Consider the following 20,212-nt stretch of genomic DNA (forward strand, 5'->3'; position numbering starts at 1 on the left):
GGGGTAAACCCGGCTTTTAATAGGGCGCCGGCCTAGCGGGTTGGGGTCCGCCAAGAAGTATATTACCAGAAAACCCTGATGGTAGATATCCCGCGATAACAGAATATCTGCGCGTAAGATTTGGTCCGAGTCAGTCGATCTCGAGCGGCTCGTGGTCTGGGCAGTTCATGACACATCACCTGACGCAGGTCGCGCATATCGAGCTTCCGGTCACGGATTTTGCAGGTATAGAAGTTGTCCGCTTCAAGTGCCGGATCGCCACCATGCCCATGCCCATGCCCATGGCCGGGCCGGGCGGGGTCGGGCCGGTGTTCGGCCAGGTCGGCTTCTCCAACAAATTCGCCGGGAAGTTTAAGCGGCGGTCGAACTGGGTGCGACAGAAGAAGCGACCGTTGCTTGGACCGCCACACTAGAACGCCGAGCAGCGTTGTAGGCGTCTCTTCCGCATTCCACTCGACGGCCTGGCGCTCGAACGAATCCCATAGCTCGTTCACTGGGATTCAGTTGAAAGACGCAGTCGACCCATAGACGCATCAAGTCGGCAGAATGAGCCTGGGCTGTGTGGGATACGGTCACTTGCCATCACAGCAAGAGCAACGCTCAACTCTGGTCCACAACCGCTGCGGGTGTGGCACAGGACCGTTTTCTCATTGTTGAGTTGAATCAAGATTGAGCGACCGGGAACCGGGCCTTCGGGGGATAGTTCACATTCCAGGGAAATCTGACGGCGCTCACCAGGTGAATGGGAGTTTGGCGTTATCTAAATTAGGATTCACTAATTGAAACGTGAATGTCTTCCTGCCTCGCGCTGTAACACAGTCCGACTGACATGACTTCTTCTGAGCACGATCTGGATGCCGGCTTCGATCCACCCGAACTGGACTTGCAATCTGTTTGTTCGACAACCGATGAGCGGACGATAGCGACGCAGCGGGGCAGGGCGACTTATTCCCTCATGCCCCCAGGGCTACATACTTTCGAGGCGAGTGAGCACGTTGTCTATGTCGGTCTTGAGGCCGCACCCGGCATGAGTGCCTCCCTCGGGGGAGGCAAGGCCGAGCGCTACGACGCGGCCGCCGGAAGCATCATTATCAAGCCGGCACATCTTGAGGCGCGGCTGCGTCTAACACAGGCGCGGGAGAGCGCCATTTTTGTCTACCCAGGCGACAGTCTGAAAGAGCTGGCCAGGCAGCAATTTGGCCCAGTGGAAACGGAGCTGACGCCTCCACCCCTGGGCATGCGGGACGACAATGCGTTGCGTGTCGCCCAACTGCTCAAGGCGGAGCTCACCAAGAAAGAGGGCGCAAGCCCCTTCCACGTCGAGCAGCTGATAGCAATCCTGGGCACTCACGTGCTTCACGCATATGCCACACGAACCAGCGGACCGGAGCAGTTCAAGGGCGGCCTTTCCAGGCAGTCCGCGCAGAAACTTCAGAAGTTCCTGAGCATCAATCTCACCCGCAAGATCTCTGTCGACGAGCTGGCCGCACTTGCAAAGCTTTCCCCCAAGCATTTCACGCAAGCATTCAGCCGAACCTTCGGGATGGCACCTCATCGCTACCTTTTGGACCTGCGGCTCGATCACGCCACGCGTCTGCTTTCGGACGAAGTCATGACGATTGCGGAAGTTGCCTATCTCAGCGGGTTTTCCAGCCAGAGCCACTTGACGGCTGCGATGAGGAAATACCGAGGCACGACGCCAACCCGCTTTCGATCCTCAATCTGACGTACGATTTCAGGCATCTGTTAAGGCAATATTAGTGTTACGCAATAAAGAGTTGTGATATTCCAGTAACACTCCGGTAGAAGTGTGCCATCGGCACAAAGCGCGTCGAACGTTTTTGTCAAACGTCGTACCTTTTTGAAATACGTCCGGACTTTTCCATGCCCATGTTGATCCTAGTGTCCTGATTCCTCGGGATGCATTGTATTATGACTTTCTAATGTAGGGGGATACATGGCTGGGTTGGCCTGCGGCGGGACCATCCATGACCAGAAGGATAGCGGCGACGCTGCCGGCGACCCGGGGCTGAAAACCGACGGCCAGCATCCCGGACGCGCATCCTCCCAAGCGCGCTCGGGTCATCAGGGGCCGCCGGCAAGGCGAGCTGACCGGCCTATGTTCTCGCAGCTCCTGCGCGGCGGCCGCATGACCAAGTGGAAAGGCGAGGCTGCGAGCTTCGCGCCAAATTTGGCGCAGCTCGTTTCCGCGACAGCAGGGACCGGGCGCGCGGTGCTCTTGCCTGCAGCGCTGCTTGTGGGGCTGGCTACAGGTCAATCGGCAGCCGCGGATCTCTATTGGGACGCTAACAACAGCGGCGTTGGAATTGGTGGGGCAGGAACGTGGGACACGAGCACGTCCTCCTGGAATACGACCGGCAATGATGTGGCCGGCCCGTTCACGACCTGGAACAATGCCACCCCGGATAACGCCGTCTTCCAGGGCACAGCCGGAACGGTCACGCTCGGTGCGCCGATAACGGCGGGCGGTCTCATTTTCAACGTCAACGGCTACACCATCGCTGGCAGCACATTGACGCTTGGCGGAGTGACGCCGACGATCAACGCAGTCGGCAACACTACGATCAGCTCGGTTATTGCCGGTACCGCGGGGCTTACAAAGGCGGGCGCGGCCGTACTCACCCTGACGGGCGCGAACACGTTCACGGGTGGCGTCATAGTCAACGGGGGAACGCTCTCGGTCGGTTCGGATGCAGCTCTCGGCAACATCAGCAACAGCGTCACGCTAAACGATGGCACTACTTTTACGGCGACAGGCGCCCTGAGCGCGAGCCGCCAAGTCGTCCTGAACGGCGCCGTCACATTTACTGGTGCCGTGGGATCCGGCCTGATCTCAGGCACTGGCACTCTCTCCCTGTTCAGGGGCGTCGCGATGAGTAACGACGCCAATACATATACAGGCACGACGATAACCAACGCCCCCGGGACGGCCGGAACCGTTTCATTCACGTCCGTCAGGAATACGGGCCAGGCGAGTTCGCTCGGCTCCGGCGGCGATATCCTTCTCAGGGGCGTGAACAACTATCTCGGTAGTGGGGACACAACCAACCGAACATTCCGCCTTCAGCCGTCCTCGAACGCACCGGTCTCGCTGGTCAACGCGGGCACCGGCACCCTGTCCCTGACGGGCACAATATCTCTTGAGGGAGGCCCGCTCGGTGTTAGCTTCGCTGCCAACAACGCCGATCTCAACCTCTCCGGTCCCATCAGCGGCACCAACACCGCAACCGTCACCTACACCGGAGGCAGCACGCGCACGATCACGCTCGGCGGATCTAACACCTATACCGGCGGCAACAGCATCAGTTCCGTGACGGTGAAGGTCTCTAGCCTTGCCGACCGGGGAGCAGCCAGTTCCCTCGGCACGAACGACAATACGGCCGTTGGAGTTGCCGACATCCAGATCAACAATGGCACCCTTAGCTATACGGGCGGCGGCAACTCCAGTAACCGAACCTGGACGTATGACGGCGCCACCACCATCCGCAATGACGGGTTGGGTGCCCTCACTTTGAGTGGGGCGGCCTCCTTCGTCGCTGGCGGCACAGACAGTCTGACGCTCGGGGGCAGCTATACAGGTGCCGACAATACCATGTCGGGCGTGATCTCAGGCACGGGCAACCTTATCAGCAGCGGCAACTCCACCTGGGTGCTGACCGGCGCGAACACCCGTACGGGAACTATCACCGTGAGTGGGGGCACATTGCGCGCTGGCAGTGCGTCGAGTTTCGGTACGACGACCGGCATCACTACCAGCGCGGGCACGCTGGACCTTAACGGATTCAACCTTTCGACAACCTCGCTGTCCGGCACGGGCGGAACGCTGGCGCTCGGTGGCGCGGAACTTACCGTCAACTCAGGCACTGGCGTCAACAACTTCTACGGTGGCAATATCACCGGCAGTGGGAGCCTCACCAAGCTCGGCGCAGGTTCGCTGACGCTCACCGGCGCGAACACCTACACCGGCTCGACGACCGTCGGCGGTGGCACGCTGGCGCTCGACTTCTCGCCGGCCGGCGGGTCGACAAGCAACATCATTTCCGCGTCTTCCGGCCTCGTCATGAACGGCGGCACGATCAAAGTCACAGGTGCAGCTGGCGAGGCCAACATCCAGAGCTTCAGCGGCCTCACGATCACGACGGGCAACAATACAGTCAGCGCCACTTCCGGCACCGGCGGCAGCACCACCATCACTCTCGGCAGCATCAGCCGCACAGGTGGCCTTGCCAATTTCGTGCTGCCGACGACAGGCGCGATCACGACTAGCAATCTCGACGGCGCCCTGGGCGGATGGGCCACCGTCAACGGCTCGGACTATGCCAAGGTTCAGGGGGGCAACATCGTTGCCTTTACCTCGGCCGATTACGTCAACAAGGACGACGCCTCGACCTGGCAAGCCAACGAAATCATCAGCGACGCCGGTAATGCCGCCAACACGCCCTATTTTGGAACAGTAGGCAGCACCCTGCAGATCGGCGGCCTACAATACACCGCGGCGGCGAATTCCACGGTCACCGTGGCCGGAGGCCAGACACTCGGCGTGGACGGCACCATCATAGTCGCGCCATCGGTGGGAGCGGCCAACCAGACCATAACCGGCGGTTCTATGACCGGTACACTGGGTGGCGGCGTGCTCGGGATCCAGCAGAACGGTACCGGCATCTTCACCATCGCCTCGACCATCGCCGATAACACGGGCGCCGTCGGGTTCACAAAGGCTGGCACGGGGAAGGTGGTGCTATCCGGCAGCAATACCTACACAGGCGCCACCACGGTGGCGCAAGGCACTCTCTCCATCAATTCGGTAGCCAATGCGGGTCAGGCGAGCGCTATCGGCGCGGCGTCGAACGATCCCTCGAACCTCGTCATTCAGGGCGCGACGCTGGAATATACCGGCGGGACCGCCTCCACGGACCGCGGTTTCACCATCGCCCGCTCCGGCGCCAACACCTCGGGCACGATCTCCGTTGCCAATGCCGCCAGCAACCTGACCTTCTCCGGGCAAGTGGTGAGTCCCGACGCTGCCAATTTCATCAAGGATGGGGCGGGCACACTCACGCTTGCGGGCAGCAACAACAGCTATACCGGCAACACCACGGTCAATGGCGGCACGCTCGCCGTCACCACACTCGCCAATGGTGGGGTCAACAGCTCCATCGGCGCCTCCAGCAGCGCCTCCTCGAGCCTCGTCCTGCAGAACGGCGGCAAACTGGACTACCTCGGCGCCACGGCGACAAGCAACCGCGGCTTCACGCTCGCTTCGGCAGGCGGAATCGGGGTGAGCAATGCCGCCACCACGCTGACGCTGGGCGGCGTCGCGACCGGGCCAGGCAGCCTGACCAAGACAGGGCCCGGAACGCTGGTACTGTCGGGCACGAACACCTATTCCGGCGGCACCACGGTAAGCACGGGCATTTTGCAGGCGGGCTCGACCAGCGCCTTCGGCACCGGGGCAATAACCGTTGCAACGGGAGCGACTCTTGATCTCGCTAACAACAGCAACTCTGTCGGCGCGCTCGGCGGCTCCGGCAACGTGACTCTGGGAACGGCAAGGCTTACGATCAACGGTAGTGGGACGTTCAGCGGCGTGATCAGCGGCGCTGCTGCCGGCGGTGTTACCCTTGCGTCGGGTACCCAGACGTTCAGTGGCTGTGGCAACACCTACAACGGTTCCACCATCCTGCAGGGCGGCAGCACATTGAACGTTGGCTGCCTGGCCAATGGTGGACTGGCGAGCGACATCGGCGCCTCCGGCAACGCTTCGACCAACCTCGTTTTTAACAGTGGTGCTCTGAACTATACTGGCGGTTCGGTGACCACCGATCGCGGTTTCCAGCTTTTGGGCGGTATCGGTGGCGTCGGCGTGGCGAATGCGACAACGACCTTGTCGTTTGGCGGCCAGGTCATTGGAGCCGGCACCCTCCGCAAGGACGGCCCGGGCACGTTGGTCCTTTCTGGAACCAATTCCTACGCCGGCGGCACAACCATAACTGCGGGCATCCTGCGCGCCGGCTCGACCAATGCGTTCGGCACGGGCGGCGTGACGGTGAACGCAGGCGCAACGCTGGACCTCGCAAATCTCAGCAACACCGTGGCCGGCCTTGCGGGCAGCGGAGATGTCACGTTCGGTTCGGCGACGCTCACTCTGAGTGACGGGCTCAACCTCACCTTCGCCGGCATCATGAGCGGCACGGGTGGCCTCGTGAAGAACGGTCCGCGCACGCAAGTACTGTCTGGCACGGCCAGTAGCTATGGCGGCTCGACCACTGTTAATGGCGGCATACTCGCCGTCGCGAGCCTCGCCAATGGCAACAGCAACAGCTCGATCGGAGCGTCGAGCAACGCGGCGACCAATCTCGTCCTCAACGGGGGCACGCTGCAGTACATCGGGACGGGCGGCAGCACCGACCGGCAGTTCACGCTGGGTAGCGCCGGCGGCAGTCTTGATGCATCGGGCACTGGCGCAATTAATTTCACCAGCACGGCGGCCATTGCCCTTCCGGCCGCGGGAACCCGCACGCTGACGCTCTCCGGCACCAACACAGCGAACAATACACTTTCGGCCCGCATCGACAATCCGTCCGGCGCGATGACCGCGCTCACCAAGGCGGGCGCCGGCACATGGGTGCTGGCGAACCAGACAAGCACTTATACTGGGGCCACCACCATCAGCGGCGGCGTGCTAGCCGTCGACAAGATGGCCAATGGCGGCCAGGCGAGCTCTATTGGCATGTCGGCCAAGGATGCGTCGAACCTGGTGATAGGCAGCGGATCGACGTTGCGTTACACCGGCAGCGGCGACACCACCGATCGCCTGTTCACGCTCTCGACGGGCACCAGCTTCATCGAATCCTCCGGGACAGGGGCGATCGTCTTCAGCAATACGGGGTCGGCGGCCTATACCGGGTCGGGCAACCGCACATTGGCGCTTGGCGGTACAAATACCGGCCTCAACACGATGGGCGGCACAGTCATCGATGGTCCCGGCGGCGTGACCACGCTCGCCAAAAATGACTCCGGCACCTGGGTGCTGACAGGCAACAACACCTTCACCGGTAACACCGTCATCAACGATGGCAACCTGATCATCGGCAACGGCGGCACAACCGGCAACGCGGGGGCGGGCACCGTCATCGTCGCCAACGCGACCTCGACGCTGTCCTTCAATCGCAGCGATACGTTCGATTTTGCCGGCAATCTGAGCGGCGCCGGCAACATTGCCCAGATCGGCACCGGCACGACCAGGCTCACCTCGGCGATCGACAGCAGTATCGGCGGCACGACGCGGGTCGACGCCGGGATGTTGGAGCTTGCGAGCAATCTCACGAGCGGAGGCGGCACCACTGTGAACGCCGGCGCGCTTCAGATCGATGCCGGCAAGACGTTGACGACGCCGACGCTGGCCATGAATGCCGGCTCGACGCTAAACGTCGCCGGCACGGTGCAGGCTGCCGGGGCCACGCCCGTGGCGATCACCGGCGATGCAGGGGCGAGCTCGATCAACATCGCCAATGGCGGCACGCTGCGCGGCGCTGGCGATCTTGGCGGCGGCAGTGACATCGTCAATCTGTCGGGGACCTTGAACACCGGCGCCGGAGCGCTGAACCTCGGCGCCGGCAACGACACGTTGGCGCTGAACGATGGCGGAGTGCTCACCGGAGCTGTCAATGCCGGCACCGGCGGCGAGACCGGCGCGGGCGACACGCTGCAGGTGAACACCGTTACAGGCCGGATCCTCGACACGGCCAACGTGACGGGATTCGAGAGCCTGCTGAAGCAAGGCACCGGCACGCTGACGCTGACGGGCAATCACAGCTACAGCGCAGGCACGACGATCGCGCAAGGAGCCCTGCAGATCGGCAACGGCGCGACGGCCGGCGCTCTGGCGACGCCGACGGTGGCGAACAATGGCACGCTCGTCTTCAATCTGGACAGCAATTACACATTCACCGGCGCGATGTCCGGCACCGGCAACCTGATCAAGCAGGGCACCGGCGTCACGACGCTGACGGGCACGAACAGCTACACCGGCCCGACCAGCGTCGCCGGCGGCACTTTGCTTATCAACGGCGATCAATCCGGAGCCACCGGGCAGATCTCGGTCGGTTTTGCTGGAACTCTCGGAGGAACCGGCACGATCGGTGGCAACGTCGCCGTGCTGGGGACACTGAACCCCGGCAATGGCGGCAATGCTCCGGGCTTGCTCACGATCAACGGAAACCTATCGCTAAGCACCAGCAGCGCGAAATTGAACGTCAATTTCGGCCAGGCAAACGTGCCTGGCGGTCCGCTCAACGATCTCATCAATGTCGGTGGCAACCTGACGCTCGACGGTACGCTGAACGTAACCCAGAGCCCGGGAGGAAACCTGGGTCCGGGTGTGTACCGCATCATAAACTACAACGGCTCTCTAACGGATAACGGCCTCGACGTCACCGATTCCAGCTACGTCGTGCAGACTTCGGTGGCCCATCAGGTGAACCTCGTCAATTCTGCCGGGCTCACGCTCAGCTATTGGGACGGCAACGCAGGGCCCCATTCCAACGGCGCGGTGAACGGTGGCAGCGGCACCTGGCGCGCCGCCGGTGACCAGAACTGGACGGACGCCACCGGCGTGTTCGCCGCACCTTTCGCCAATGGCAGCTTCGCTATCTTCCAGGGGACCGCCGGCACGGTGACGGTCGACAATACCGGCGGCCAAGTCCAGGCCACGGGCATGCAGTTCGCCACCAACGGCTATGTGGTGCAAGGCAATTCCATCGTTCTGGTCGATGATCCCACGCCGGCAGGTCTCCAGTCGATCATCCGGGTCGGCGATGGCACGGCGGCAGGTGCGGCTTATGTTGCCACGATAGCTTCCAATCTGACGGGCGCCAGCCAGTTGGTGAAGACCGACCTCGGCACGCTGGTGCTGTCGGGGACCAACAGCTACAGCGGCGGCACGGCGATCAACGGCGGCACGCTGCAGGTTTCGGCGGACGGCAATCTCGGCGACGCTTCAGGAGGTCTTTCGCTCGATGCCGGCACGCTGCACACCACAGCCAATATCATTTCCGCGCGCGCCGTGACGCTCAACAACGGCGGCGGCACTTTCGACACCGACAGTGCCACCAGCCTGGTGCTGAACAGCACGATGAGCGGCGCCGGCGTTCTGACCAAGGAGGGCGGCGGCACGCTGGTGCTGAGCGGCGCCAACAGCTACCAGGGCGGCACGGTCATCAATGGCGGCACCATCGATGTGTCGGCCAACGCCAATCTCGGCAATGCGAGCGGCATGCTCACTCTCGACGGTGGCACCCTGCGAAGCACCGCCACATTTACGACCGCGCGCAATGTAACGCTCAATGCTGGCGGCGGGACCTTCGACACGGATGGTGCGACAGTGCTGACGCTGGCCGGCGCGGTCACCGGCGCCAGTGACCTCACCAAGGATGGCACCGGCATGCTGGCGCTTTCTGGCGCCAATACCTATGGCGGCGGAACGACGATCTCGGAGGGCACGCTGCAGCTTGGCAACGGTGGCACAACGGGCTCGATCCTGGGCGATGTCGTCAACAACGGGAACCTGGGTTTTGATCGCTCGGACCTGTACAGCTTCAACGGTGTGATCTCCGGCAGTGGCCAAGTCACGCAGGTAGGCGGGGGCACCACTGTGCTCACAGCTGACAACACCTATGCCGGTTCGACGCAGGTCTTTGGTGGCTCCCTCTACATCGACGGCGACCAGAGCGCCGCTACCGGACAGACATTAGTCAACAATGGCACGCTGGGCGGCAATGGCATTATCGGCGGCCTAGTGACCCTCTTTCCGGGCGCCAGACTCGCTCCCGGCGATGTCGGCACCACCCCCGGCACGCTGACCATCAACGGCGGTCTTGTGCTGGCCATTGGTTCGAACCTCGACTACTCGTTCGGCCAGGCGGGTGTGGTCGGGGGCGCCTACAACGACTTGACCGTCGTGCATGGTGACCTGACGCTCGACGGCTCGATCAATGTCACGGAAGCACCCGGTGGCAATTTTGGACCGGGCATCTATCGCGTCATCAGCTATGACGGCACGCTGATCGATAATGTGCTCGACACGACGTCGCCCAACCACGTCGTGCAGACGTCGATCGCGGGTCAGGTCAATCTCGTCGACATCAGCGGCCAGACGCTCAATTTCTGGGACGGCGATGCCGGTCCGAAGAGCAATGACGTCGTCAACGGAGGTGACGGCACCTGGCGGGCCGCCGGAGACGACAACTGGACCGGTTCGGACGGCGACCTGAACGCTGCCTTCTCGAACGGCAGCTTTGCCATCTTCGCCGGGACGGCAGGCACGGTCCTCGTCGACAACACCAATGGCCAGGTTCAGGCCGCGGGCATGCAGTTCGCCACCAGCGGCTATGTGGTCCAGGGACAAGACATCCAGTTGATCGGACCGCAGTCTACTATCCGCGTCGGCGATGGAACCCTTGCCGGCGCCGCTTACACGACAGCCATCAATTCGAGTCTCACCGGCGCCACCCAGTTGGTGAAGACCGACCTTGGCACGCTGGTGCTTGCCGGCACCAACAGCTACAGCGGCGGCACGGCCATCAAGGGTGGCACGCTGCAGGTCTCGGCCGACGCCAATCTGGGCGCCGCCGCCGGTGGCTTAAGTCTGGATGACGGCGCAACGCTGCAGACCACCGCCGCATTCACCTCGGGGCGCGACGTCACTCTCACTTCGGGTACCGGCACTGTCCAGACCGATGCCGCCCTTACCCTTTCGGGCCTGATCACCGGCGCCGGCGGCTTCAATAAAACGGGCGTCGGAGCACTCACCCTGACCGGCTTCAACAGCTATGCAGGGCCGAGCACAGTGACGGCCGGCGGCCTCTATATCGATGGCGACAACAGCGCGGCAACCGGCGCAGTTTCGGTTGCCAGCGGTGCGACTATCGGCGGCAAGGGCTCGATCGGCGGCGATGTGACGGTTGCTGATGGTGCAACGCTGTCGCCCGGCTCGGCCGACGGCACGCCGGGCACGCTGGCGATCGCCGGGAGCCTCAACCTGTCCAGCGGCTCTGTCCTCAACTATTCCTTCGGGGAAGCGGGCGTCGTCGGCGGGGCTCTCAACGACCTTACGACGGTCGGCGGCAATCTCGTCCTCGATGGCATCCTCAATGTCAGCGCGAGCGCGGGCGGTACCTTCGGGCCCGGCGTCTACCGCGTCTTCAGCTATGACGGGTCGCTGACCAACAACGGCCTCGTCGTGGGCACGATCCCGTCCACGGGCTATTCGATCCAGACCTCGATCGATCACCAGGTGAACCTCGTCAACACACAGGGCCTCACCTTCAACTACTGGGACGGCAATGCCGGCCCAAAGAACAATGGCGTGATCAATGGCGGCGACGGCGTGTGGCAGACCTCGGCGGGCAACGACAACTGGGCCAATGAGACGGGCACGGTCAATGCTCCCTTCGCCGACGCCTCCTTCGCCATCTTTGCCGGCCAAGCCGGCACGGTGACTGTGGACGACGGCTTGGGCCAGGTGACGGCCTCCGGCATGCAATTCATGACTGGTGGCTATAGTGTCCAGGGCGGCGGCATCGCGCTCACCGGACCGTCCAGCAGCATCGTCGTCGGTGACGGCACGGCGGCCGGGGCGGGGATGACGGCAACGATCGCGTCGGCTCTTTCGGGCAATGCGCAACTGGTCAAGTTCGACCGCGGCACGCTGGTCCTGACCGGCGCCAACAGCTACACCAGCGGCACCGCGATCAATGGCGGCACGCTACAGGTCTCCGCCGACGCCAATCTGGGCGATACCGCCGGCGGGCTCAGCTTTGATGGCGGCACGCTGAGCACGACCAACAGTTTTGCCACCTCGCGTGCGGTGAATGTGATGAGCTCCGGCACGGTCTCCACCGCGGCCGCCACGACACTGACTCTGAACAGCGCGCTGACCGGATCGGGTTTATTTACCAAAACCGGGGAAGGAACCCTTGTGCTGACCTCGGGGGGCTCCGCTTTCGCCGGTCCGACCTCGGTGCAGCAGGGCACCTTGGCGGCGGGTGCGGTGGATGCGCTCGGCGCCGCATCGGCATACACGGTTGCCTCGGGTGCAACGCTCGATCTCGGCGGCTTCAACCAGACGGTGGCCTCGCTCGGCAATGCCGGGTCAGTGCGGTTGGGCACCGCGCCCGGCACGACGCTGACCATCGATGGCGACTACACCGGCAATGGTGGAACCATCTTCCTCAATGCAGCGCTCGATGGCGATGCCTCGACCACCGACAAGGTCGTCATCCATGGCAACACCTCCGGCACCGGCATTCTTGCGGTCGCCAATGTCGGCGGGGCAGGGGCGCAGACGGTGGAAGGCATCAAGATCATCGATGTGGGCGGAAGCTCGGCCGGCACCTTCTCGCTTGCCGGCGACTATGTCTTCCAAGGCGACCAGGCCGTGGTCAGCGGCGCCTATGCCTACCGGCTCTATAAGAATGGCGTCAGCACGCCGAGCGACGGCGACTGGTATCTGCGCTCGGCGTTGACCACCCCGACCGGCCCACAGGGACCGCTCTATTCGCCGGCCGTGCCAATCTATGAGGCCTATCCGGGTGTCCTGCAGAGCTTGAACGAACTGGGCACTTTGCAGCAGCGCGTCGGCAACCGTTCATGGGTGGGTGCCGCCCAGGGCGCCGACGAGATCGGCAGCGTTCCCACACAGAACGCGATCTGGGCCCGCATCGAGGGCGCCCACACGCGGCAGAGCCCCGAGAGCGCCACCACCGTCTCGGACTATGACGTGACGACATGGAGACTGGAGTCAGGCGTCGACGGCCTGCTCTATGAGGACGCCACCGGCATCCTGCTTGGCGGTGTCTCTTTCCACTACGGTACAGCCTCGTCGGACATCTCCTCGATCTATGGGGCCGGCTCCATCGATGCCACCGGCTATGGCTTCGGCGGCACGCTGACCTGGTATGGTGACAATGGCTTCTACACCGACGCCCAGGCCCAGGTGACGTGGTATGACAGCGACCTGAAGTCCGCCACGCTGGGCAGCGAACTTGCCAATGGCAATAACGGGTTCGGTTATGCTCTGAGCATCGAAGCCGGCCAGAAGCTCGCGCTCCAGGGCAAATGGACACTGACGCCGCAGGCTCAACTCTCTTATTCCTCAGTCCGCTTCGACGGCTTCACCGATCCGTTCGATGCGGCAGTGTCGCTCGACAGCAGCCAGACGCTCATCGGCCGTGCCGGCCTGTCGCTCGACTACGAGGATGCCTGGACAGGAGCTCAGGGAAGGGTAAGCCGATCGCATCTCTACGGCATCGCCAATCTCTACTATGACTTCCTGGACGGCAACGACGTCGATGTCTCCGGCACCGCGCTGCACGAGCACGACCAGCCGCTATGGGGCGGGCTGGGTGTCGGTGGATCACTGAGCTGGAACGAAGACCGCTACACCGTCTTCGGCGAGGCCTTCGCCAAGTCGAGCCTGAAAGAGTTCGGCGACAGCCGCTCCATCGGCGCCAAGCTCGGCTTCAGCGTCAAGTGGTAGGCGGACCGAAGTGATGGTTCGGCCGATCACTATAAGGTCGGCTTATCAAATGTGTCGGCCGGCCAAGGCGCCGGCTGAGTAATGAAAGGTCATCGAATTGCGCATGTGGAAATTCCCGCTGGCCAGTGCAGCAGCAACACTCAGCTTGATGGTGATGGGCACCGCGGCCTTGTCTCAAGAGGTGACTTCAAAGCTGCCAGGCGGCGCGACTTCGCTCCAGGAGAGCTACCAGGACTGGAGCCTGACCTGTCAAAGCAGCACATCAACGGTAGCGTGCGGTGTCTCCCAGCAACAGACGCAGCAGAACGGACAGCGGATCCTGGCTGTTGAGCTTAGGCGAAACAGCGACGCCACGCTCGCGGGCAATGTCGTGCTTCCGTTTGGGCTTATGCTCGACGCCGGCGCCACATTGCAGATCGATGACAGCCAGCCCCTTGAGGCGCTGCGCTTCTCCACCTGCTTGCCGGCCGGCTGCATCGTACCGCTCAGCCTCGATGAAGGAACAGTAGCCGCATTGCGGGCGGGTTCGGTGCTGAAGATCAAGGTCAGAAGCACCGACCAGAAGGACGTCGCTTTGTCCGTATCGCTGAAAGGGCTCGCACCTGCTCTGGACAGGCTAAGCGTTCTTGCTGGAGCGTGACGATTCTCTGTTGGGTTGTCCGTTTCCTTACCTAACGAAAGCCGTTACTTGCCACTGATTTAAGCCGCATCGCGCTGAGCTGGATGCAAGGTCAGCTTCCCTCCAGATCATGGCGAAGCGGTCGACCCGCTTTCGTGACCAATGCGGCCGCGCTCATAACGCTATCGTCACAATGCATGATTACCTTCTTTGTGGTTAGAACTGAGGCACCGCTCTAGAAAATGCTGACCCTCGGCGACTAAGATGATGGTTATTTGTCAATGGGCTACGAAGCGGTTCGCCCAAATTGATTCAAGAAACTGATCCAGCCATTCGCTGAACCGCATTCATCTTCTACCGAATGGCAGCAATGCGCCCAATTCCGGCAGTTCGGGATGCCTTTGCCATTACCCAAAAGCAGACGTCACCCGAAAGCCATCCCCTCTCGGCAAAATATGCCGCGTTACCTCCTTCGCCAGCTCATGGGTTCCGACAGCGCCTGCATAACGTGGAGCTCAAAGGTCCCGGGTGCGTGGCTGGCGTCGGCCAACTGCCGGGCGTCCCACTCTCGGGCAATGCTGCCCTCGGCCAGAAGCACCGCGCGGCTGCACAGGCCGGGAACCGCTTCGACCACGTGGGTGGAGATGATGACGGCTTGGCGGCGGCTCGCCGCCAATGCAAGGATGACGCGTTTGACCTCGAAGGCGGCAAGCGGATCAAGGCCGTTCAGGGACTCGTCCAGGATCAGCAGCGGCGGCGCCCCGAGGAGAGCCGCGGCAATGGCGATCTTGGCCCGCGTACCGAGTGAATATTCGGCGATTGGTCGGTCGAGCCAGCGGTTGAGCCCGAGCCGGTCAGCGACATTGACGCCAGGCCAGTCGTCTTCGGCGCAGCCGCGGATCGAGGCGACGAGCTCAAGATATTGCCGCCCGGTCAGCGCCACCGGTAGATCGGATGGATGCATGGCAAGACCGAAACCGGATTTGGCACGTTCCGGTGCGCCGGCAAGGTCGATCCTGTCGATCGCCACGGTCCCCCCAAGTGGCGGAATCTGGCCGGTGATCGCCCTGAGCAAGGTGGACTTGCCCGAGCCGTTGGCGCCAAGCAGGCCAAGGATGTCGCCTCGGTCGATCGACAGATCGATGTCGCTGACGACCGCGCGGCCCCCATAGCCGGCGCTGAGCCCGCGAACCGCGAGTATCTCGACGGGATCGGCGCTGCTATCCATGGCGGTATCTCCGTTGCGCCCGGTGCCATAGGAACAGGACAAGGGCGGCAAAGCCAATCAGCACCGTGCGCCCATATTCGAGCGATTCGTAGCTGGTGTAGGCGATGGCGCTGAGGAAGCTCAGCACGGCGACGAACGGCGCCGTCATGAAATAGGCGGCGAACACCGCATAGGCGCCGTTCAGCGCCAGCAGCCACAAGCCACTGGCGAGCGGCATCGTCCAAGCCGATGGCTCCGCCGCCAGGGCAGCACCTGCCGGCATGAGAAAGAAGGCAAGCGACAATTGCAGGGGCAGCCGCGCCAGCCGCAGCCACGCCCTGACAAAGCCGATTGGAGCCGTGCGCAGTACCGGCGAGCCGAGCGGATGGAAGCGCGCGCTCAGCATGAAGACGAGAAAGCCGCCGGTCAGGCCCGCCATGGCCGCTGGCACGGCGTCGTGATGAACGAGGCTGATTGCTGCGGAAAGGGCCGCGACGAAACCGAAGAAGACGGCCGCCCCCACCAGTCGCCAGGACGCGCGCACATGGCCAGCCGGCAGGCCCAAGGCCCAGCTGGAGAGCCAGGCTGGTGCCGAACGGTCGAAAGCACCAAGCCATGGACGGCGCCTACGCCCATCGCCCAGCGGGCTGGCCTTGTCGTCGAGGCTGATCGTGTCCCGGCCGCGCAGCCGCCAGCCGGCTGCCGCCCACAGGCCGGCGACAAACAGGATCGCGGCGCCCAGACCCCAGACCGGCGCCAGCGGTTTTGCGATGACGGCGCAGCCAAGACCGACCGCCGCCATGACGGCCACGACAAGCGGAACGCCCATCGCAAATATCGCCACCGTCGCCATGCGCCGGCGCTCCCGAAGAGAGAGCGGCAACGCCTTCAGGAACGGCGCGAAGGCGCGCGACAAGCAAAGCCTGGCGAGCGCGTTGCCAGCGAAGCCGCCAAGAATGAGAAGCGCGCCCGGCAAACCAAGCAGCCACAGCGCCTGCTCCTGCCGCAGCGTCGCGGATGCCGCCTGCAAAGCGAGAACGATGTCAGCGATGGCATAGGCAAGCAGAGCCGCACCGCCGGCGACGATCCAGGCAAGGTCGCGGCAGCGCATCGAGCGCAAGCCAGCCAAGAGCTCGCGCCGAAGCAGAGTCAGGACAAGCCTGTCGTGCCGCATTGTTCCATCATCGTGATCGCAGACCGTTGGATATCGACATAGGTCGGCGACGATTGTGCCGCCAGTAGGGCCGTCGCGTCTCAACCTCCCACGGCGGCCTTGGCGTTGACATTCTTTAGCGCGGCCAGGAGATAGTCCTGCATGGTCGCCTGCAGGTTGGTCGTTGCGCTGCGCACCGCCGCCATCGCGTCCTTCACCGCCGCTTCGTCAAAGGGTTTGGCTGATTGTGCCGCTGCCAGATTGGCGCGCGCGGCACGCAGTTCGCGCAGTGCCTGGAAGGTGCGCGCGCGGTTGTCGCGCAGCACGCCACGGAACTCCTTCCTCACCTCGGGCGGATAGCTGCCGGCAATCTCTGACAACAGCACGCGCGCCGCCGCGCCCTGGCGCAGGCCGTGCATGGCATAACCGACCAGGAAGAAGTTGACGGCGAGCGAAAGGGCGAGCAGCACCAGCGTCGCCGTCCATGTCCAGGAACGCTTCAAAGCGAGCCCTCCTCTGCCGGATAATCCGCGACAACACCGCCATCGGCCAATGACGATCCCGACGCCAACGCCAGAAGCTCCGTATCCGACGGATCGTCCTGCAGCCGCGCCACCTGGTAGCCGGCCAGCGTCGCCGCCACGAGCGCGGCAGCGGCGCAGGCTACGAACCCGGTCGGACTTAAGAGCAGGCGCGCCAACAAGGACGGGCCAGGCGAGCCGGCTTCGATGCGAGCCAGCACATTGCGTGCCAGTTCTTGGTCGTCGCCATCGATCAGCGCCGCCTCGAGCACGAGGCGGTCGAGAGCGGCATCGGGATCGTTCTTCCGCTCCGCTGCCATCAAGGCCAGTGCCTGCTGGCGGAAGGGTGCAGGCCATGCCTCGACTGTGTCGCCGAAGCGGCGCCTGCATCGTTCAAATTCGTCCCGTGTCATGAGGACTTCCTTTCGCGGCCCACGGCCGCCATTGCCAAATGATCCCTGAGCGCGCGCCGTCCGCGGACAAGCAATTGCTCGGCCGAGCCGACGCTGCTGCCCATCACCTCGGCGATCGCCGCGATGTCGAGGTCGCCGACGGCCCTGAGCAGCACCGCCATGCGCTGCCGTTCCGGCAGGCGCGAGAGCCCGTCGCGCACGATCGCCAGTTCCTGCCGCGCCGCGGTCGTCGCTTCGGCATCCGCCTCCGGCGAAGCGACTTCGTCCCTTACGTCGTCCAGCCCGATGAAACTGCGTAGCGCCCTGCGTCGACGCTGGTCGATGCAACGGTTGGCAGGTGATCCGGTAGAGCCAGGTTGAAGCCCGCCCTCTGACCGGATCGAATCGCGCGGCCTGTTTCCAGACGGTCACGAACACCTCCTGCACCACATCCTCGGCGTCGCCGGCATTGCCGAGATAGCGCGCGGCAAATATCCGCAGCCCACGGCCATGGCGGGCGATAAGCTCGGACAGCGCGCTTTGGCTGCCCGCGGCGATGCGCGCCAGAAGCTCATCGTCACCGCGGGGCTCCTCATGTCGCACGGCGGCGGGCATCCACGGACGAGACTGCTGGTTCGGCGAATCCGAAATTCGCATCGATCAGGAGGAGCACAGAAACGAATTTCGGATTCAAGTCCATCACACCAGATGTCCGCGCCGCCAGTGGCGGAAGCCATGGACCGTGTTGCCGTTCGGGCCGGTGAAGCTGCCGACCGAGCGGCCCCGGAACGGCCCGCGCGCCGACACCCGTTTCCCCGAAAAGGACTGCCCATTCGGCCCAGTCCCAGAATAGCTTCTGGCGCAGCGGTCAACAACGCCTCCCACGCATTTGGAACTCGACGTGTAGGTGCCGCCATTCGGACCGGTGCGGGTGGTCGAGCCGGTGTAGACGCTGCTGTCCTTGCCGACGCTGCGGCTGATCTCGCCACCATGCACGGTCGGTCGCTGCCATTCCTCGGCTGACGCCGGCGAAGCGGCCGACCAGACAAGCATCGCACCGAGGCAGAACATCGGAATCTTTACCGAAGACAACATGTCGTACTCCTTGTTTTGTAAAGGGAATGATCGCTGCCGATTATCAATTGGCGTGCTCGGCGATCAGCTTGCGGACCGAGGCGAGCTCGTCGGCCGAGAGCTTGCCGTCGCTGTCGCGGTCCGCGAGGTCGAACAAAGGCATGCTGCTGGCGAATTCCTGTTCTGACACCTTGCCATCGCCATTGGCGTCCATGCGCCGCCAGCGGCTGGCGAGCCGCGCCTGCGCGGTCTCGGCGCGGTCATTGATCGCCTGGCGGGCGCTTTCGATTTCCTTCTCGTCGATGACGCCATCGTCATTGCCATCAAGCCGCTTGAACAGGCGCTGGCGGGCGGCTGTCATCTCATCCTTGGAGATGGCGCCGTCGTCATTGGTATCGATCCGTTGCAGGATGCGCTGGCCCGGCATGTCCTGAGCCTGAGCCGCGCACAGCGGCGAGAGCCCGATAAGCAAGGCCGCTATCAGTACTGAGCGTTTCATGATCATGTCCTTTCATTGTCAGGCCGCGGGCGGCCACTGCAGCCCGATACGCAGCGAGAGCTCGGCTCCTACGCTCGACGCCCAAGATTCTTTGCTGCCTCGAATTCTCTATCGCGGCGGGGATAGGCAGCGGCGCCGACCGCACTTTGAAAAAAGTCATCTTCGCGTTGCGTAGGAGCACAAAAGGCGCTGCGTAGAAGCCTCTGCAAGGACGGTCCGCGGCGGACCATCCGACCCCAATGCGGAGATCAATATGAACAAGATCGTCATGGCCTTTGCCGGCCTGCTGCTTGGCGCGGGAAGCGCCTGTGCGGCGGACGGCAGTGCCAGGGAACTCTTCCGGCGCGTGGACACCAACGGCGACCGCAAGCTCGAATTCAGCGAAATCCAGGCCGCGCGAGCGCAGATGTTCGACCGGATGGATGCCAACCACAATGGTTTGCTCGACGCGGGCGAAGTGCGCGCGGCAGTGGAACAGGTGAAGTCGAAGCGCGACATCCAGGCCGCCCAATTCGGCGGCTTCCAGGCCCAGGCCGACCGCATCGACCGCAATGGCGACGGCAAGATTTCGCGCGCCGAGTTCGCCGCCTTCATCCCTGACCGGTTGCTGCAGGCGGACACGAATGGCGATGGCGCGCTTTCTATCTCCGAACTGCGTGCGCTCCGACGTCAGTAATCCCCGAACCCTTCGACCCCATTCAACAGGAGTGAAAAGATGAAGCGGACAATCACAGCGTTTTGCGGTTTGATGATTGGCGCCACAGGGCTCGCCTCGCCGGCCGAGGCTTTGCCTGTCGTGCCGGCCTCTGCCCCGGCGTCGGTCGCCACAGCGCCGACGCCAGTCTGGTTTCGGCGCGGCTTCTACGTCGTTGGCGGCGGATACTACTATAATGGGTATCGCGGCTATGCCCGCGTGCGGCCAGGCTACCGCTACTATAATGGCTACTGGTTCCCGGCAGCCGCCTTTGCCGCCGGCGTCGCGGCGGTGACTGTCGCACCGGTAGCGCCAAGTCCGGCCGTCCGATTGGAAGCAGCGCATGTGCGCTGGTGCTACGAGCGCTACGTCTCCTACCGCGCCTGGGACAACAGCTACCAGCCCTATAACGGTCCTCGCCAACAATGTTGGTCGCCTTATAGTTGAAGGCTCTTCGCTGAGGGCCTCCAACCCTTTCAAGGCAGCATAGGGGAT

General features: G+C 63.4%; 12 protein-coding genes and 1 pseudogene. 5 read left to right on the forward strand and 8 right to left on the reverse strand.

Translation table 11 applies throughout. The features are described from left to right. Positions 1–829 precede the first annotated feature (829 nt). The 3 genes from FJ951_RS27700 to FJ951_RS27710 all read left to right on the forward strand — a co-directional run bounded on the left by FJ951_RS27700 (position 830) and on the right by FJ951_RS27710 (position 14,198). Positions 830–1,726, forward strand: coding sequence for an AraC family transcriptional regulator (locus FJ951_RS27700; RefSeq protein ID WP_140518255.1), 897 nt, complete (start codon positions 830–832; stop codon positions 1,724–1,726). Positions 1,727–1,957: 231 nt separating this feature from the next. Continuing rightward, positions 1,958–13,558: an autotransporter-associated beta strand repeat-containing protein gene (locus FJ951_RS27705; RefSeq protein WP_140518256.1), complete on the forward strand. Its 11,601-nt coding sequence runs from the start codon at positions 1,958–1,960 to the stop codon at positions 13,556–13,558. Positions 13,559–13,661: 103 nt separating this feature from the next. Next, positions 13,662–14,198 (forward strand): invasion associated locus B family protein, encoded by a 537-nt coding sequence (locus tag FJ951_RS27710; RefSeq protein WP_140518257.1) that lies wholly within the window; start codon positions 13,662–13,664, stop codon positions 14,196–14,198. 442 nt (positions 14,199–14,640) lie between these two features. On the opposite strand, the gene FJ951_RS27715 is transcribed toward FJ951_RS27710, so the two are convergent. The 8 genes and pseudogenes from FJ951_RS27715 to FJ951_RS27745 form a co-directional block, all read right to left on the reverse strand. After that, positions 14,641–15,405, reverse strand: coding sequence for an ABC transporter ATP-binding protein (locus tag FJ951_RS27715; RefSeq protein WP_140518258.1), 765 nt, complete (start codon positions 15,403–15,405; stop codon positions 14,641–14,643). Continuing rightward, positions 15,398–16,513 carry a hypothetical protein gene (locus tag FJ951_RS27720; RefSeq protein WP_246671800.1) on the reverse strand — a complete coding sequence of 372 codons (1,116 nt, stop codon included), beginning with the start codon at positions 16,511–16,513 and terminating at the stop codon, positions 15,398–15,400. Before FJ951_RS27720 ends, FJ951_RS27715 begins: the two co-directional genes overlap by 8 nt. A gap of 125 nt (positions 16,514–16,638) precedes the next feature. Continuing rightward, positions 16,639–17,040 (reverse strand): periplasmic heavy metal sensor, encoded by a 402-nt coding sequence (locus tag FJ951_RS27725; protein ID WP_140518260.1) that lies wholly within the window; start codon positions 17,038–17,040, stop codon positions 16,639–16,641. Beyond that, positions 17,037–17,471, reverse strand: coding sequence for a hypothetical protein (locus FJ951_RS27730; RefSeq protein ID WP_140518261.1), 435 nt, complete (start codon positions 17,469–17,471; stop codon positions 17,037–17,039). The genes FJ951_RS27725 and FJ951_RS27730 overlap by 4 nt, the downstream gene beginning before the upstream one ends. After that, positions 17,468–17,671, reverse strand: coding sequence for a sigma-70 region 4 domain-containing protein (locus FJ951_RS28930; RefSeq protein WP_246671803.1), 204 nt, complete (start codon positions 17,669–17,671; stop codon positions 17,468–17,470). Before FJ951_RS28930 ends, FJ951_RS27730 begins: the two co-directional genes overlap by 4 nt. Before the next feature lie 196 nt (positions 17,672–17,867). Further along, positions 17,868–18,107 (reverse strand): annotated as a pseudogene (locus FJ951_RS28935) (sigma factor); the annotation flags it as partial. A 42-nt stretch (positions 18,108–18,149) separates the two neighbouring features. Beyond that, a complete protein-coding gene (locus tag FJ951_RS27740; RefSeq protein ID WP_140518262.1) occupies positions 18,150–18,545 on the reverse strand; it encodes a hypothetical protein in 396 nt (131 codons plus the stop codon). 43 nt (positions 18,546–18,588) lie between these two features. Beyond that, positions 18,589–19,023, reverse strand: coding sequence for an EF-hand domain-containing protein (locus FJ951_RS27745; protein WP_140518263.1), 435 nt, complete (start codon positions 19,021–19,023; stop codon positions 18,589–18,591). 268 nt (positions 19,024–19,291) lie between these two features. Here FJ951_RS27745 and FJ951_RS27750 point away from each other — a divergent pair, with 268 nt between their 5' ends. After that, a complete protein-coding gene (locus FJ951_RS27750) occupies positions 19,292–19,699 on the forward strand; it encodes an EF-hand domain-containing protein (protein WP_246671801.1) in 408 nt (135 codons plus the stop codon). A gap of 39 nt (positions 19,700–19,738) precedes the next feature. Beyond that, on the forward strand, positions 19,739–20,164 hold the full coding sequence (locus FJ951_RS27755; RefSeq protein WP_140518265.1) for a BA14K family protein: 426 nt from the start codon (positions 19,739–19,741) through the stop codon (positions 20,162–20,164). Positions 20,165–20,212: the final 48 nt, after the last annotated feature.

This window comes from Mesorhizobium sp. B2-2-3 (assembly GCF_006442405.1).
In the GTDB taxonomy this organism is placed as follows: domain Bacteria; phylum Pseudomonadota; class Alphaproteobacteria; order Rhizobiales; family Rhizobiaceae; genus Mesorhizobium.

Excerpts from the sequence above, each read along its gene's own strand:
- FJ951_RS27750 (WP_246671801.1), top strand. The coding sequence starts at position 19,292 with ATGGCCTTTGCCGGCCTGCTGCTTGGCGCGGGAAGCGCCTGTGCGGCG.
- FJ951_RS27730 (WP_140518261.1), bottom strand. The coding sequence starts at position 17,471 with ATGACACGGGACGAATTTGAACGATGCAGGCGCCGCTTCGGCGACACA.
- FJ951_RS27700 (WP_140518255.1), top strand. The coding sequence starts at position 830 with ATGACTTCTTCTGAGCACGATCTGGATGCCGGCTTCGATCCACCCGAA.
- FJ951_RS27745 (WP_140518263.1), bottom strand. The coding sequence starts at position 19,023 with ATGAAACGCTCAGTACTGATAGCGGCCTTGCTTATCGGGCTCTCGCCG.
- FJ951_RS27755 (WP_140518265.1), top strand. The coding sequence starts at position 19,739 with ATGAAGCGGACAATCACAGCGTTTTGCGGTTTGATGATTGGCGCCACA.
- FJ951_RS27705 (WP_140518256.1), top strand. The coding sequence starts at position 1,958 with ATGGCTGGGTTGGCCTGCGGCGGGACCATCCATGACCAGAAGGATAGC.
- FJ951_RS27710 (WP_140518257.1), top strand. The coding sequence starts at position 13,662 with ATGTGGAAATTCCCGCTGGCCAGTGCAGCAGCAACACTCAGCTTGATG.
- FJ951_RS27715 (WP_140518258.1), bottom strand. The coding sequence starts at position 15,405 with ATGGATAGCAGCGCCGATCCCGTCGAGATACTCGCGGTTCGCGGGCTC.
- FJ951_RS27740 (WP_140518262.1), bottom strand. The coding sequence starts at position 18,545 with ATGTTGTCTTCGGTAAAGATTCCGATGTTCTGCCTCGGTGCGATGCTT.